The 14,836-nt window shown below is 57.1% G+C and carries 12 protein-coding genes; 6 read left to right on the top strand and 6 right to left on the bottom strand.

Annotated elements, in window-relative coordinates; translation table 11 throughout:
• Positions 1–117 precede the first annotated feature (117 nt).
• The 3 genes from nudK to ACTJKZ_RS00700 all read right to left on the bottom strand — a co-directional run bounded on the left by nudK (position 118) and on the right by ACTJKZ_RS00700 (position 2,888).
• Positions 118–696: a GDP-mannose pyrophosphatase NudK gene (gene nudK, locus ACTJKZ_RS00710; protein ID WP_161736423.1), complete on the bottom strand. Its 579-nt coding sequence runs from the start codon at positions 694–696 to the stop codon at positions 118–120.
• A gap of 142 nt (positions 697–838) precedes the next feature.
• Positions 839–2,335, bottom strand: a complete 1,497-nt coding sequence (gene ansP / locus ACTJKZ_RS00705) for an L-asparagine permease (protein ID WP_161736422.1) — start codon at positions 2,333–2,335, stop codon at positions 839–841.
• A 280-nt stretch (positions 2,336–2,615) separates the two neighbouring features.
• Positions 2,616–2,888, bottom strand: a complete 273-nt coding sequence (locus tag ACTJKZ_RS00700; RefSeq protein ID WP_161736421.1) for a DUF1471 domain-containing protein — start codon at positions 2,886–2,888, stop codon at positions 2,616–2,618.
• A gap of 253 nt (positions 2,889–3,141) precedes the next feature.
• Here ACTJKZ_RS00700 and narQ point away from each other — a divergent pair, with 253 nt between their 5' ends.
• From narQ to ACTJKZ_RS00670, 6 genes are all read left to right on the top strand, one after another.
• Complete coding sequence (gene narQ / locus ACTJKZ_RS00695) at positions 3,142–4,830, top strand: nitrate/nitrite two-component system sensor histidine kinase NarQ (RefSeq protein WP_440829087.1); 1,689 nt, start codon at positions 3,142–3,144, stop codon at positions 4,828–4,830.
• A gap of 129 nt (positions 4,831–4,959) precedes the next feature.
• On the top strand, positions 4,960–5,589 hold the full coding sequence (locus ACTJKZ_RS00690) for a response regulator (RefSeq protein WP_161736419.1): 630 nt from the start codon (positions 4,960–4,962) through the stop codon (positions 5,587–5,589).
• Between the two features lie 168 nt (positions 5,590–5,757).
• Positions 5,758–8,874, top strand: a complete 3,117-nt coding sequence (gene acrD / locus ACTJKZ_RS00685; RefSeq protein ID WP_440829086.1) for a multidrug efflux RND transporter permease AcrD — start codon at positions 5,758–5,760, stop codon at positions 8,872–8,874.
• Between the two features lie 575 nt (positions 8,875–9,449).
• Positions 9,450–9,818, top strand: a complete 369-nt coding sequence (locus ACTJKZ_RS00680; RefSeq protein WP_161736417.1) for an ArsC family reductase — start codon at positions 9,450–9,452, stop codon at positions 9,816–9,818.
• 1 nt (position 9,819) lies between these two features.
• Positions 9,820–10,947: a succinyl-diaminopimelate desuccinylase gene (gene dapE / locus ACTJKZ_RS00675; protein WP_161736416.1), complete on the top strand. Its 1,128-nt coding sequence runs from the start codon at positions 9,820–9,822 to the stop codon at positions 10,945–10,947.
• Positions 10,948–10,969: 22 nt separating this feature from the next.
• Entirely contained in the window at positions 10,970–11,158 is a 189-nt protein-coding gene (locus ACTJKZ_RS00670) for a YpfN family protein (RefSeq protein ID WP_003848800.1), read from the top strand.
• A 31-nt stretch (positions 11,159–11,189) separates the two neighbouring features.
• Here the strand turns inward: ACTJKZ_RS00670 and ypfH are convergent, their stop codons facing one another.
• From ypfH to ypfJ, 3 genes are all read right to left on the bottom strand, one after another.
• On the bottom strand, positions 11,190–11,870 hold the full coding sequence (gene ypfH / locus ACTJKZ_RS00665) for an esterase (protein ID WP_161736415.1): 681 nt from the start codon (positions 11,868–11,870) through the stop codon (positions 11,190–11,192).
• A 73-nt stretch (positions 11,871–11,943) separates the two neighbouring features.
• Positions 11,944–13,917: a tRNA(Met) cytidine acetyltransferase TmcA gene (locus tag ACTJKZ_RS00660; RefSeq protein WP_440829507.1), complete on the bottom strand. Its 1,974-nt coding sequence runs from the start codon at positions 13,915–13,917 to the stop codon at positions 11,944–11,946.
• Entirely contained in the window at positions 13,917–14,783 is an 867-nt protein-coding gene (gene ypfJ, locus ACTJKZ_RS00655) for a KPN_02809 family neutral zinc metallopeptidase (RefSeq protein WP_161736414.1), read from the bottom strand. The genes ACTJKZ_RS00660 and ypfJ overlap by 1 nt, the downstream gene beginning before the upstream one ends.
• Between the last annotated feature and the right edge of the window lie 53 nt (positions 14,784–14,836).

Below are 14,836 nucleotides of genomic sequence, written 5' to 3'. Positions count from 1 at the left end.
ATCTGTGAACCTGTGCAAAAAGCGCAGTTAACTGCTTAAAAAGCGCACATAAAGTGGATTAACGCTCACCACTCTCCCTCAATGCCGGCACGCGGCAACAGGCTTACTGGCACGGTTTTATGGCGTCAGCCAGCCCGCAATCTGTGCATGCTGAAGCAGCATGATGGTTTTGCCGTCACGAATGCGACCCTCAGCGACCATTGCCAGCGCATCCGGAAAGCTTAATTCCAGCACGTCGATCGACTCATCTTCAACGCCGCCCCCCGCATTGTCGCGCAGCGATTCATTATAAACCGCTGCAAAAAAGTGGATCAATTCAGTGACGCCGCCCGGCGACATATAGCAGGCATAGAGTTTTTCCACCTCGCCCACCGCATAACCGGTCTCTTCAATCGCCTCTTTGCGAATGCAATCTTCCGGAGAGTCGTCGTCCAGCAAGCCCGCACAGGCTTCGATTAACATGCCGTCGTCGTTACCGTTGACGTAAGTCGCAATACGGAACTGGCGTGTCAGGACCACGCTGTTCTTTTCACGGTTGTAGAGCAGTATAGTCGCCCCATTTCCGCGGTCGTAGACTTCGCGTTTATGGCGGATAACCTCGCCACGACGATCGGTAATCTCATAGGTGTAGTTACGCAGCACAAACCAGTTTTCAGACAGGAGCTTATCTTTGATGATAGTGATCTTAAACGACATGAGGACTCCACTACCGCATAAAGGGAGCTTTTCATCATAGAGGGGGGCTTACGGGAAAACTATCCTAATTCTTGTCGTAACGTGTCGATTTGCGGGCAAAAAAAAGCCAGCCCGGAGGCTGGCCTGATTGCTGCAAAACTTATCAGCGTGAGGTGTCGTCAGCCAGGCGGGTCGGCTGAGGCTCTTCTTCGTGATGATCCTGTTCGGTCTCAGCTATGGCGTGAACGCGCTTACGCACGCCAAACCATCCCAGCACCAGTAATACCGCAATCAGCGGAATGGAGGCGATGGTGTACGTCCCGTTCGGGTAGTCAAACGCCATCAGCACCAGCACACTGAACAGGAACAGCAGCGTCAGCCACGAGGTAAACGGCGCGCCTGGCAGCTTGAAGCTGACATCATCCGCCTTGCCCTCTTTGATCGCTTTGCGCAGACGCAACTGGCAAACCACGATAAAGGCCCAGGAGGAGATAATGCCCAGCGAGGCAACGTTCAGGACGATCTCAAACACCTGAGAAGGCACATAGTAGTTAAGCACCACACCAATCACATAGACGGCGACGGTCACCAGAATACCGGCATAAGGAACCTGCTGACTGTTCATCTTTGACATGAATTTCGGCGCAGAGCCACCCATCGACATGGAGCGCAGAATACGCCCGGTCGAGTAGAGGCCGGAGTTCAGGCTGGAAAGCGCCGCACTCAGCACTACGATATTCATGATGCTGCCAACGTAAGGCACGCCCAGCTTCGAGAAGAAGGTCACGAACGGACTCTGACCCGCCTGATAAGCGTTCCATGGCAGCAGCAGCACCAGCAGCACCACAGAGCCGACATAGAACAGGCCAATACGCCAGATCACGCTGTTGATTGCTTTCGGCAGCATGGTTTTCGGGTCTTTACATTCGCCGGCCGCCGTACCCACCAGTTCGATAGAGGCAAAGGCGAACACTACGCCCTGAATCAGCACCAGTGCTGGCAGTAAACCGTGCGGGAACAGGCCACCGTTATCGGTGATCAGATGGAAGCCGGTGCTGTTGCCATCCAGCGGTTTGCCGGTGCCAAGGAATACCACGCCCACCACCAGGAAGATGACAATCGCCAGCACTTTTACCAGCGCGAACCAGAACTCCATCTCGGCAAACCACTTAACGCCAATCATGTTCATGGTGCCGACAATCGCCAGCGCGCCCAGGGCGAAGACCCACTGTGGCACATCACCAAACGCGCCCCAGTAGTGCATGTAGAGCGCGACGGCGGTGATATCAACGATGCCGGTCATCGCCCAGTTGACGAAGTACATCCAGCCCGCCACATAAGAGGCTTTCTCGCCGAGGAATTCACGGGCATAGGAGACGAAGCTGCCGCTGCTGGGACGGTGTAATACCAGTTCGCCCAGCGCACGCAGAATAAAGAAGGAGAAGATGCCACACACCAGATAGATGATGGCTAAAGCGGGGCCAGCAGCCTGCAAACGGCCACCTGCGCCCAGGAACAAACCGGTACCGATGGCACCGCCGATCGCAATCATCTGTACGTGACGGTTACCCATCGCCTTCTGGTAGCCGGCGTCATGAGAGTTGAGCCAGCGTCGTTTCGCAGCGCGCATCTCGCCTGGGGTTTTGTTTTTAGATTTCATAGCATTCCTGTTTGTCCTGACTATCAGTCGTCGCATCCCCGTTTCGGGCGTAATGCCCTGTGAAATGGGGTATTTTCCTCTATGCGTTTGCCTGTGAGTGAGTGCCAGGCAGCGCGGGAATTTACGGCGATGAATCCTACCCGTTCTGCAAGAACGAAGCAAAATATACCGGGCAGATGCACAGGCTGATTTGTAAGAATCCATCCTGATGCACAAAAACAAAAAAACCGGCCATTTTCAGGCCGGTAAAAGCTACAGGGATGGAAACAGGAGGGTTGGGTTAGCGATAAATCTCTGCGGTGCCGCTCCACAGGCTGGAGTCGCCTGGGTTATCGACGCCGATAACGCGGTAATGGCTGGCGCCCATCTCTTCCGCTTTTTGCGACAACTGGCGATTCGCATCGTCCAGTGAGCCGCGAACGCCGGAGACTGACACGCTGCCGATGCTCTGCATGTTCTGAGCCTGTGACCGGTCGACCGGCGCAGCAGCAAAAGCGGTAAAGGAAGCGGTAGCCAATAATGCGCCCGCCAGTACAGCATTCAGCTTTTTCATTGGATGCTCCTTAATCTGTAATCGGGTTGAGCTGATGACTGGATGAATTATTAGCGTTGCAATGAAAAGCAACATCGGGACGATGTAAACCTGTTCCTTTTTTAACCACAAATCGGTAGCCCGTCCTGGGAACTGTCAGTTGTGGTCATTTTATGTGCGATGTGTAACCGCCTGTGCGATAAACAGGGGATGGATCATTTGCGTTACGTTATTGCGCTCTTATAATTCCCGCACTTTCAACAGGGCCATCCATGTGATTGTTAAACGTTCCGTTACTCAAAGCATCGCTAAGGCGCTCAGCGCCATTGTCCTGCTGTCGCTGCTCACCACCGGTCTCGCCTTAGTCACGCTGCTCAGCAGTCAGCGCGATGCGGAGGCGATCAATCTGGCGGGATCCCTGCGCATGCAGAGCTATCGCATGGCATGGGACGCCAGCCGTCAGCCACAAAATCTTGCGCATCACCTGACGCTCTATCAGCAAACGCTGGATGCCCCGGTGCTGCAAAAGCTGGATCGGCCCTGGGTACCACGCGAAGTCAGCGCTCGCTATCAGCGACTGCGCGCTGCATGGCCTTCCCTGCAGCAGCAGTTGCAGCAGGGTGATACCGTGGCATACCAGCAGCAGGTGCCGATCTACGTCGGTGAAATTGATCGCTTTGTACTGGATTTGCAGCGCTATACCGAGCTGAAAATGCGTCTGGTGGCGGCCAGCAGCCTGGCAGGTGTCATTGCTATTGTCGTGCTGGCACTGATGACGATTCGCTTTACCCGGCTGCAGGTGGTGCGGCCACTTAATGCGCTGGTCACGGCCAGTCGCTACGTCGAAAGCGGCAACTTTGCTTTTCCGCCGCTGCACGTTGAGCAGCAGAATGAACTGCGGGTACTGTCGCATGCTTTCAGCGGCATGGCGGCGCGTCTGCATTCGCACTATCAACTACTGGAAAGTACGGTACGCGCGAAAACGGAAGACTTAACCCAGGCGAATCGCACGCTGTCACTGCTTTACGACAGCTCGCAGATGCTGACGGCCAGCCCGTTGCATCCGGCACTGTTTGAGGCAGTGTTAACCACTGTGCTGACGCGCGAAAAACTGACAGCGATCCGGCTGGACAGCGACCAGTTTCAGTTCTGCGCGGGGGATGCTCAGGCTGACGGTGAGTGGCAGCGTCTGCCGTTACAGCAGGACGATCAACAGATTGGCGAACTGCGCTGGCAGTCGGCTGGCGTTACGTATCCCAATGAGCTGATGCGCAGCCTGGCGGCGATGCTGGGACGGGCAATCTGGATCTGGCAGGCACAGCAGCAATATCAGCAGATGCTGCTGATTGAAGAGCGCGCCACCATTGCCCGGGAATTACATGACTCGCTGGCCCAGTCGCTCTCGTTTTTACGTATTCAGCTGACCCTGCTGCGCCGCACTGTGGATAAGGATGACAGCGCCGCCCACGCGATTATCGCTGACTTCGATCAGGCGCTGGCCGATGCCTACCGTCAGCTGCGTGAGCTGCTGACCACCTTCCGCCTGACCATTGAGCAGGCGGATCTGGTGGCGGCGATGCAGGCGATGATCGCCTCGTTGCAGGAAAAAAGCGGCGCAGAGATCCACTTTAACTATCAGACCGGCCTGCAGAGTCTTGAGGCACAACAGCAGGTGCATGTGTTGCAGATTGCCCGTGAGGCGCTGCTGAATGCCATCCGTCACGCCAGCGCGCAGGTGATTCGGGTGGATTATCAGCACAGCGAACAAGGTGAGCACTTACTGACAATTACGGATGACGGGGTGGGAATGAACAGCACTGACGAACCCGCGGGCCATTACGGTCTGACGATTATGACAGAGCGTGCCCAGCGCCTGAGTGGCAACCTGACGATTCACACTCAGCAACGGGGTACTCGGGTCGAACTGCGCTTTCCACCGCAACCGGCGCGCTCACTGACATAAAGCGCCCGACGTGATGTTAACTTATTCAGATAATCTATCGGTCTCAGCGCGCAGGCCAGCGGGTACGGACCTCTATGGTGCCAGCTCTGCTCTTCTGCCGCCGCCTGAAGCCGATGAAATGGAGAACCTATGCAACAGCCCGCATTAACATTGATGATTGTGGATGACCATCCGCTGATGCGCCGCGGTGTTCGTCAGCTGCTGGCGCTGGATCCCCGACTTGAGGTCATCGCAGAAGCCAACAACGGCACGGAAGCGCTGGCCGAGGCCCGCCGTCAGGAACCCGATATTATTCTGCTCGACCTGAATATGAAAGGTATGTCCGGGCTGGATACGCTGAAGGCGTTGCGCCATGAAGGGATCAGTTCACGCATTCTGGTCCTGACGGTCTCTGATGCCCGCAGTGATATCTTCGCCATGGTGGATGCGGGTGCCGATGGCTATCTGCTTAAGGACAGCGAGCCGGAAATCCTGCTGGGGCATATTCTGCAGGCATCGCAGGGTGAAAAGGTCTTCAGTGAAGGCGTGGCCCGTTATCTGGCTAATCGCCAGCACAGTGCCGATCCCCTGCGTCAGCTCACCGGGCGCGAGTGCGACGTGCTGCAGGAGGTGGCGCGCGGCCTGTCGAACAAAGAGATCGCGGCTATTCTGCACATTTCTGAAGAGACCGTAAAAGTGCATATCCGCAACCTGCTGCGTAAGCTGGATGTCCGCTCACGCGTCGCTGCCACGGTAATGTGGCTTGAAAGCCGCAAATAGCCAACGAATTTACATTTTCTCCTCAATTTCTCCACGATTTCCCCCGCTGCCGCACGTAGAGTAAATGGCGGCGGAAAATCGTGGCAAAAACCATCCGGTTTGTCGGCCAGTGCGCCCGTTGCCGGTGGGCCTGAACGCTTATGAAAGTCCCTGAGGAGTGTCGATTTAATGTCGAATTTCTTTATCGACCGTCCCATCTTTGCCTGGGTTCTGGCGATTCTGCTGTGCCTGTGCGGCACGCTTTCGATTATTTCGCTGCCTGTTGAACAGTATCCCGATCTGGCACCACCCAACGTGCGCATCACCGCCAACTACCCCGGCGCATCCGCCCAGACGCTGGAGAACACCGTTACTCAGGTTATCGAGCAGAACATGACCGGCATCGATAATCTGATGTACATGTCCTCGAACAGCAGCAACACGGGTCAGGCACAGATCACCCTCACCTTTACCGCCGGGACCAATCCCGATGAAGCCCGTCAGCAGGTTCAGAACCAGTTGCAGTCAGCGCTGCGCAAATTGCCGCAGGCGGTTCAGTCGCAGGGCGTAACGGTCAATAAAACCGGTGACAGCAATATTCTGATGGTCGCTTTCGTCTCAACCGACGGCAGTATGGATAAGCAGGATATTTCAGACTATGTCGCCAGTAATATTCAGGATCCGCTGAGCCGTATTGATGGTGTCGGCCAGGTAGACGCTTACGGCTCGCAATACGCGATGCGCATCTGGCTCGACCCTAACAAACTGATCGCCTACGCGCTGACCACCGACGATGTGGTCAGTGCAATTCAGTCGCAGAACACTCAGGTTGCCGTGGGTCAGGTCGGTGGTCTGCCATCCGTAGAGAAGCAGGCGCTGAACGCGACGGTGAATGCCCAGTCGATGCTGCAGACCCCCGGGCAGTTCCGGGCCATTACGCTGAAGAACAATCCCGACGGTTCTGTGGTGACGCTGGGTGATGTCGCCACCGTGGCGCTGGGCGCGGAGAAGTATGATTATCTGAGCCGCTATAACGGCCAGCCCGCGTCAGGCCTGGGCGTAAAACTTGCGTCCGGTGCCAACGAGATGAACACCGATAAGCTGGTCCGTGCACGTATAGAGGAGCTGTCGCACTACTTCCCGCACGGTCTGGAAGCGAAAATTGCCTATGAAACCTCGCCGTTCGTTAAAGCGTCGATCACCGATGTGGTGAAGACGCTGCTGGAGGCGATCGTGCTGGTCTTCGGCGTGATGTACCTGTTTATGCAGAACTTCCGTGCCACGTTAATCCCGACCATTGCCGTGCCGGTCGTGCTGTTCGGTACCTTCAGCGTGCTCTATGCCTGCGGGTTCAGTATCAATACCCTGACCATGTTTGCCATGGTGCTGGCGATAGGGCTGCTGGTAGACGATGCCATCGTCGTGGTGGAGAACGTCGAACGTATCATGCACGAAGAGGGGCTCTCGCCGCGTGCCGCCACGCGAAAATCGATGGGCCAGATTCAGGGCGCACTGGTCGGTATCGCGCTGGTGCTCTCTGCGGTGTTTGTGCCGATGGCATTTTTTGGCGGTACCGTCGGCGCGATTTACCGTCAGTTCTCCATCACCATTGTTTCGGCAATGGTGCTGTCGGTGCTGGTCGCGATGATCCTGACACCGGCGCTGTGTGCCACGTTGCTGAAACCCGTGGTGAAGGGCGAGCAGCCTGAGCGTCGCGGTTTCTTCGGCTGGTTCAATCGTCACTTCAATCGCAATGCTGACCGCTATCAGCGCGGCGTTGCAGGCATTCTGCGCAGGGGCGGTCGCTGGCTGCTGCTCTATCTCGGCATTATCGGCCTGATGGCGTTTCTGTTTCTGCGTCTGCCAACCTCGTTTCTGCCGCTGGAAGATCGCGGCGTCTTCCTGACTCAGGTTCAGCTTCCGGCGGGCGCAACGCTTGAGCAAACCGCCAGCGTGGTCGCGAAAGTTGAACACTATTATCTCACTGAGGAGAAGGCCAACGTGCTGTCGGTGTTCTCTACCATCGGGGCCGGCCCGGGCGGCAATGGGCAGAATGTGGCACGTCTGTTTGTGCGGCTGAAAGACTGGGAAAATCGGCCAGGTGCCGATCGCACCTCATTCGCCATTATCGATCGTGCGACTCAGGCGTTTCAGAAAATTAAAGAGGGGCGGGTGATTGCCAGCAGTCCGCCCGCCATTACCGGCATGGGCAGCAGCTCCGGCTTTGACATGCAGCTACAGGATCACGCGGGTATCGGTCATACGCAACTGATGGCGATGCGCGACAAACTGCTGGAGATGGCGGGCAACGATAAGTCGCTATCGCGGGTACGGCACAATGGACTGGATGACAACCCGCAGCTGCAGATTGATGTGGATGCCCGCAAAGCGCAGGCGCTGGGCGTGTCGCTGGACACCATCAACGACACCCTGACTACCGCGTGGGGCTCCAGCTATGTGAATGACTTCCTGGATCGGGGGCGGGTAAAAAAGGTCTATGTGCAGGCCGCCGCCGAATTCCGCATGCTGCCGGACGACATCAACAAGTGGTACGTGCGCAACAGCAGCGGCAAAATGGTGCCCTTCTCCGCGTTTGCCACCAGCCGCTGGGAGACCGGTTCACCACGCCTTGAACGTTACAACGGCTATTCGTCGCTGGAGATTGTCGGCGAAGCGGCGAATGGCGTCAGCAGCGGTACGGCGATGGATGAAATGGAAAAGCTGGTCAATGCGCTGCCGCTGGGTGTCGGGTTCCAGTGGACCGGTGCTTCTTATCAGGAACGGCTCTCCGGCTCGCAGGCTCCAGCGCTTTATGCGATTTCGCTGCTGGTGGTGTTCCTCTGCCTGGCCGCGCTGTATGAGAGCTGGTCGATCCCGTTCTCGGTAATGCTGGTGGTGCCGCTGGGTGTGGTGGGCGCGCTTATCGCCACCTGGATGCGCGGGCTGGAGAATGATGTCTATTTCCAGGTTGGCCTGCTGACGGTCGTGGGGCTATCCGCCAAAAACGCCATCCTGATTGTTGAGTTTGCTAATGAGATTAACAGCAAAGGCCGTGAACTGGTGGAGTCCACGCTGGAGGCATCGCGTCAGCGTCTGCGGCCGATTCTGATGACCTCGCTGGCCTTTATTTTTGGGGTGCTGCCGATGGCAATCAGTAGCGGTGCAGGTTCCGGCAGCCAGCACGCCGTGGGAACCGGCGTGATGGGCGGGATGATCTCCGCCACACTGCTGGCGATCTTTTTTGTGCCGCTGTTCTTTGTGCTGGTCCGCCGTCGCTTCCCGCTTAAAGAGAAACTGCACGACTAACGCTAAATAAAAAGCGGCCACTGAACTCAGTGGCCGCTTTATTTCTGTGTGTGGTAAGAATTCCAGCAAGTGGGAATGACCTGCTTTTTTCTGAGCGTATTACTTGTTGCGTAACATCGCTTCGATAAATTCTTTCCAGGTTCCCATTTCAGTGTCAATCATAATGCCCTCTCTTATTGTGCTGACAATATTACGCGCTTTTTTTAAGCAGGTGAATACGTTTACACCTGTTATACCTATCGGCAAGCCTCACAAAAACATGAATGTTGCTGATTCTGGAGGCTGACGCACATTTCAGCAACTCCTTAACCTCATTGAAAATAATTTATTTTAAGCCCAGCGGTAGACTATTTTATCAACATGGCGAAATTCTTAAGCACGCATCGATAAGCAGGGTAATAATTGCCTGCGTAATTGATAGCGTTTACCCGAGGGGAAATTAAGAGACGGCGTGCAGGACACCCGGCCTGATTCCCGCGCCAGCGCGGATGCCGCAACCGATTACACTATGCTAAACTCGCGCTTTGGCTGCTTTTTTCAGCTTTCTCTTCTCACAGGACAATAAGGATCGGGCAATGAGCACGCAGTGGGTGATGTTCGGGATTAAAAATTGCGACACCATAAAAAAAGCCCGGCGCTTTTTGACAGATGCAGGTATTGATTATCACTTTCACGACTACCGTGCCGATGGCCTGAGCGATGCCCTGCTGCAGGAATTTATCGATGCGCTGGGCTATGAAGCCCTGATTAACACACGCGGCACGACCTGGCGTAAACTGCCCGAGGCTGATCGTGAAGCGGTTAACGATGCCAGCAGCGCCAGGGCGCTGATGCTGGCGCATCCCGCCATGATTAAGCGTCCGCTGTTGCGCACCCCGGATGGCTCCCTGCTCGCCGGTTTCAGCGAAGCCACCTATCAGAATGCTATTCAGGAGAAGTCATAATATGTTTTGCCCGGTCATTGAGCTGACGCAGCAGCTTATTCGTCGCCCCTCTCTCAGCCCCGATGATGCCGGATGTCAGGCTCTGCTGATCGCCCGTCTTGAAGCCATTGGCTTTAAGATTGAAACGATGAACATCGACGATACCCTGAATTTCTGGGCCACCCGTGGCGAAGGTGAAACGCTGGCGTTTGCCGGTCACACCGATGTGGTGCCGCCTGGCGATGCCAGTCGCTGGATCAACCCGCCATTTGAACCGACCATCCGCGATGGCATGCTGTTTGGCCGTGGCGCGGCTGATATGAAAGGCTCGCTGGCGGCCATGGTGGTGGCCGCCGAACGTTTTGTGGCGGTGCGTCCCCATCATCGGGGCCGCCTCGCCTTTATGATTACCTCTGATGAAGAGGCCAGTGGGACCAACGGCACGGTTAAAGTGGTTGAGCGGCTGATGGCGCGTCGCGAACGCCTGGACTATTGCCTGGTCGGCGAGCCTTCCAGTACGGAAGTCGTCGGTGACGTGGTGAAGAATGGCCGGCGCGGCTCAATTACCGCCAACCTGACGGTACACGGTGTGCAGGGCCACGTCGCCTATCCGCATCTGGCGGATAATCCGGTTCACCGGGCGATGCCTGCGCTGACTGAGCTGGTCGCGACGGAGTGGGATCAGGGAAATGAGTTCTTCCCGGCCACCAGCATGCAGATTGCTAATGTCCAGGCGGGCACCGGCAGCAACAATGTGATCCCCGGCGAGCTGTTTGTGCAGTTCAACTTCCGCTTCAGCACCGAACTCACCGATGAGATGATCCGTCAGCGGGTCGCAGAGTTGCTGGATCGTCATCAGCTGCGTTACACCATCGAGTGGAAACTTTCGGGGCAGCCCTTCCTGACCTCACGCGGTAAGCTGGTGGATGCCGTCGTGAAAGCTGTAGCGCACTATAATGAAATTAAGCCGCAGCTGCTGACCACGGGCGGCACCTCTGATGGCCGGTTTATAGCCCGGATGGGCGCGCAGGTGGTGGAGCTGGGGCCGGTGAATGCCACCATTCACAAAATCAATGAGTGTGTGAAAGCCTCCGACCTGCAGATGCTGAGCCGGATGTACCAGCGCATCATGGAACAACTGATCGCCTGACGGCGATGTTAAGGAGCATCAAATGGAATTTATTAAAGATTACTGGTGGATCCTGGTGATCCTGCTGATGGTTGGTGTGTTGATGAATGTTTATAAAGATCTGAAACGCATCGATCACAAAAAATTTATGGATAACAAACCTGACCTGCCACCGCATCGTGATTTCAACGATAAATGGGATGACGACGACAACTGGCCGAAGAAGAAGTAAATGAAAAAGCCCCTGCACTGCAGGGGCTTTTTTACATCATCACGATAACGTCATCGTCACCCGGTTTTGCGCCGCTTAACGCCTCATCAAAGTAGCGTTTTGGCACCGTATAGCGCAGATGATTCAGCGCCAGCTCCATGCTGCGGTGATCGATGGCATGCGCCAGATCGTCAACGATATCGAGTGTCACGTCGCCACCGCAGGCGGTCAGCCGCTGTTCCGCCTCCCGGGCATGGTGAAGCGGGATCTGTTCATCATAATCACCGTGGATCAGGTGAATCGTGGTGCGGGTAGTGGCCTTTTCCGGCAGGGTAATAAATCGGCCATTAAACACCACTGCGCGACCTGCCAGGTCCGGATGGGCTTTAACCCCTTCCAGCACCATACTGCCGCCCTGCGAAAAACCGATTAAGGCTGTCGCTTCCGGCCGCACGCCGCTCTTTTTCTGCCAGTGACGCACCGACGCAACAAACTGCGGCATTGCCGCATCAACCCGCTGCTGGATAGTCTGATCGTGCAGGTCAGTCTCGCCAAACCACTGACGAACCACGCCGGGTGAACCGACGGAAACCACCAGCGCGTCGGGAAAAGTTTTCGCAAACCAGTTGCCAATCTCACCCATTGAATCCGGGTTGTCGCCAACGCCGTGATAGAGCAGAAACAGCTGTGCGGTGGTGGCAGGCTGTTGAACGATTACATATTTCAGTGTCATGTTGACCTCCTGTGTTCACTCTACGCCGCCTGGCACAAAATGATATGGGGATAATTTGAACCAGCTGGTCGAATTATTTCAACGGCAGATGCAGCGCGTCAGCAGTAACGCCCAGGCTTTCGAGGGCTGAAGCCGCCTGCTGACGTAGCTTAGCTATCAGCGCTTTGCGGCCGCTTAAGCCCGCCTGCCGGGCCAGGTCGCTTAGCGCATCAGGTGCAGCAACCGCGGAGGCCAGCAGCGGTACGGAGACGGCACTGGACTCAACCAGGCGCTGCAATACCGGCAGGCTCGCCTCCAGTGGCCGCTGCGCCCAGGCGAAACCGATGGCCAGATGGTTATCCTGAGCGATCAATCCATCATCTGTGGTCTTATCAAACTGCAGTTCCAGCGCGATATGCTGTTGCAATCGCGGCCAGTCACGCGCCAGCTGTTCTGCTGCCCGGCGCGTCAGTGCCTCACCCGCAGCAGAACAGGGCAATATGGCCATCGCCGCGTAACAGCCGCTGCTGGCTTCGCGCTGACTGCCAATCCGCACCAGAGCAAAGCCACAGGCACGCCAGAACGCCCAGAGTGATTCAGTGTAGCCGAAGCTGACAGAGAGGTAGTCGTGATCGGCAGCCGCATTAACCGCCGCCGCAACAAGCTGCTGTCCGGTTCCCCGACGACGGCTCTCCGCCGCCACGGCAATCCGGCTGATGCGCTGCGAGCGCAGGGTTGCCGCCTCAGCCAGACCGGCGTGGGCTGCCAGCGACTGCGCAACCAGATTGCCGCGCGGTCGCCGGATGCCCGCCCAGACCGCCTGCGCCAGCTCAGGTTCAAGACCGCCCTCCTCCACCAGCCAGAGCGCGCCCTGTAACGCAGGTGCATTGCCCGCCCGCCACAGCTGCATACCTGGTGCATCCAGCAGGCGGCGCAGATCAAGCGGCGACGTGCGATAGTGCGCGCTGGTGAGCAGACGGTAAGCGGCTTCAAGCGCGCTGAAATCGTGACGTTCAACACGATGCGGTGTTACCAGAGTATCAGGCGCACTGGCGCTGGCATCGTCAAACAGCAGCGCCTGATTCAGCCACTGCTCCAGCGGATCAAAACGCGACCAGCGTAGCGGCTCATCCAGTGTGAAATAGTGAACCCCGGTAAGCCCGGCGCAGAATTTAAGGATAAAGCCGCGCCCGCTGCCTTCATAGCCCTGAACGGTGGTGGTGAGCAATATGCGGGGATAGCGGCTGACCAGCGCCTGCAGCAGCGGGGCCGGGATCGCCGCGGCTTCATCCACAATCAGCCACTCCGCCGGTGGCGGCGTCTCCTGCGCCAGCAGTGCATCAGGTGCCATAAAGTGAAAATGCTCAGCGGCAAAAGCAGCCAGCACCTCTGTTGAGGCTTTGGCCGGTGCCGTCACCAGGCAATGTCTGTTTTGCCGGGCCAGCATTCCCGCCAGCGCCGATTTACCCCGTCCACGGGCAGCGGTCAGTACGGCGATACCCGAGGGCAGCGCGATCAGCTTATCGAGGATCGCCTGCTGCTGCTGTGGTGCCTGACAGTGCCACTGCGGCCAGTCCGGCTGCGCCGGAAAACGGCAGGGCTGATGCTGCCGCTCCAGCAGCACCTGGTCATCCGCCAGGATCAGCTGTTGCAGGTGGTGAACAAAAAGAGGGGTTGAGATGGGTTCAGCGACGTCCGCCCAGCGCAGGCTGTCGCTGTCAGGCTGTTGCGGCCACGCTTGCCAGGGCGGCACCAGCAGCAGCAGCCAGCTACCGGCGGTCAGCGTACCGGCCAGCGCAGCGAAAGCCTCGGCATGAAAGCCCTGGCGTGCATCGAATATCGCATGATGGAACTCGCGTCCCAGCAGCGTGCGTACCGCGCCAGGCGGCCTGTGCAGAGCTGACTCGTCAGATGAATCAGAAAATAGTGGCGCCGGACTCAGCGCCAGCCAGTCGCCTGGCAGCGCTCCACGCCACGCCGCAGCCCGATCTAAGCACCAGGCCGGGTCGCCGCTGATGACTGCCAGACGACGCACACCGGCCTGTTGCATAAGCTGCGTTGGGTTCATCAGTTGCTGGCGAAGGTGTTGCACTGTCCTGGATCGCCACCATCAAACCCGCGCTTAAACCAGGTGTAGCGCTGCTCAGAAGTACCGTGGGTGAAGCTGTCCGGCACGACGCGGCCCTGACCTTTCTGCTGCAGACGGTCATCGCCAATCGCCTCAGCGGCATTCAGCGCTTCCTGCAGATCGCCTGCTTCAAGAACGTTTTCCTTCTGCATATAGTGTCCCCAGACACCCGCAAAACAGTCCGCCTGCAGTTCCATTTTGACGGAGAGCTGATTCACCTGCTTCTCGCTGGCACCCTGCTGCATTTCACGCACTTTCGGCTCAATGCCCAGCAGTTTCTGGACATGATGGCCAACTTCATGCGCGACGACGTAGCCCTGGGCGAAGTCACCGCCTGCACCCAGCTTAGTTTTCATCTCGTCATAGAAAGAGAGGTCGATGTAGACGGTCTGATCGGCAGGACAGTAGAACGGTCCCATCACAGACTGTCCGGTTCCGCAGCCGGTGCGGGTTGCACCGCGATACATCACCAGCTTCGGCGCCACATACTGTTTGTTCATCTGCTGGAACAGTTTGCCCCAGGTGTCTTCCGTTGTAGCCAGGATCACTTTCGTGAATTTCGCGGCCTCGTCATCATTGGCACTGACGCTGCGCTGTTGCTGCTGGCTGGTCGGTGCGACGTCCCCCCCCGTCAGCAGTCCGGTCAGGTCATATCCGTAATAACCGGCGACTGCCACCACGATCAGCAATACGATACCGCCTTTGCCACGCGGCAGACGAATCTGGCGGCCTCCGCCACCTAAACCGGACGATTGATCGCGACGGTCCTCTACATTGTCGCTTTCGCGACGCCCTTGCCAGCGCATGCTGTATTCCCTCAGTCATTTTTCAGATGGCATGATTTTAGTTGTGTGACGGG

Source organism: Pantoea sp. 22096, assembly GCF_052045955.1.
In the GTDB taxonomy this organism is placed as follows: domain Bacteria; phylum Pseudomonadota; class Gammaproteobacteria; order Enterobacterales; family Enterobacteriaceae; genus Pantoea; species Pantoea alfalfae.
This window is presented reverse-complemented; position numbering and strand designations above follow the sequence as displayed.

Excerpts from the sequence above, each read along its gene's own strand:
- nudK (WP_161736423.1), bottom strand. The coding sequence starts at position 696 with ATGTCGTTTAAGATCACTATCATCAAAGATAAGCTCCTGTCTGAAAAC.
- ansP (WP_161736422.1), bottom strand. The coding sequence starts at position 2,335 with ATGAAATCTAAAAACAAAACCCCAGGCGAGATGCGCGCTGCGAAACGA.
- ACTJKZ_RS00700 (WP_161736421.1), bottom strand. The coding sequence starts at position 2,888 with ATGAAAAAGCTGAATGCTGTACTGGCGGGCGCATTATTGGCTACCGCT.
- ACTJKZ_RS00690 (WP_161736419.1), top strand. The coding sequence starts at position 4,960 with ATGCAACAGCCCGCATTAACATTGATGATTGTGGATGACCATCCGCTG.
- acrD (WP_440829086.1), top strand. The coding sequence starts at position 5,758 with ATGTCGAATTTCTTTATCGACCGTCCCATCTTTGCCTGGGTTCTGGCG.
- ACTJKZ_RS00680 (WP_161736417.1), top strand. The coding sequence starts at position 9,450 with ATGAGCACGCAGTGGGTGATGTTCGGGATTAAAAATTGCGACACCATA.
- dapE (WP_161736416.1), top strand. The coding sequence starts at position 9,820 with ATGTTTTGCCCGGTCATTGAGCTGACGCAGCAGCTTATTCGTCGCCCC.
- ACTJKZ_RS00670 (WP_003848800.1), top strand. The coding sequence starts at position 10,970 with ATGGAATTTATTAAAGATTACTGGTGGATCCTGGTGATCCTGCTGATG.
- ypfH (WP_161736415.1), bottom strand. The coding sequence starts at position 11,870 with ATGACACTGAAATATGTAATCGTTCAACAGCCTGCCACCACCGCACAG.
- ACTJKZ_RS00660 (WP_440829507.1), bottom strand. The coding sequence starts at position 13,917 with ATGAACCCAACGCAGCTTATGCAACAGGCCGGTGTGCGTCGTCTGGCA.
- ypfJ (WP_161736414.1), bottom strand. The coding sequence starts at position 14,783 with ATGCGCTGGCAAGGGCGTCGCGAAAGCGACAATGTAGAGGACCGTCGC.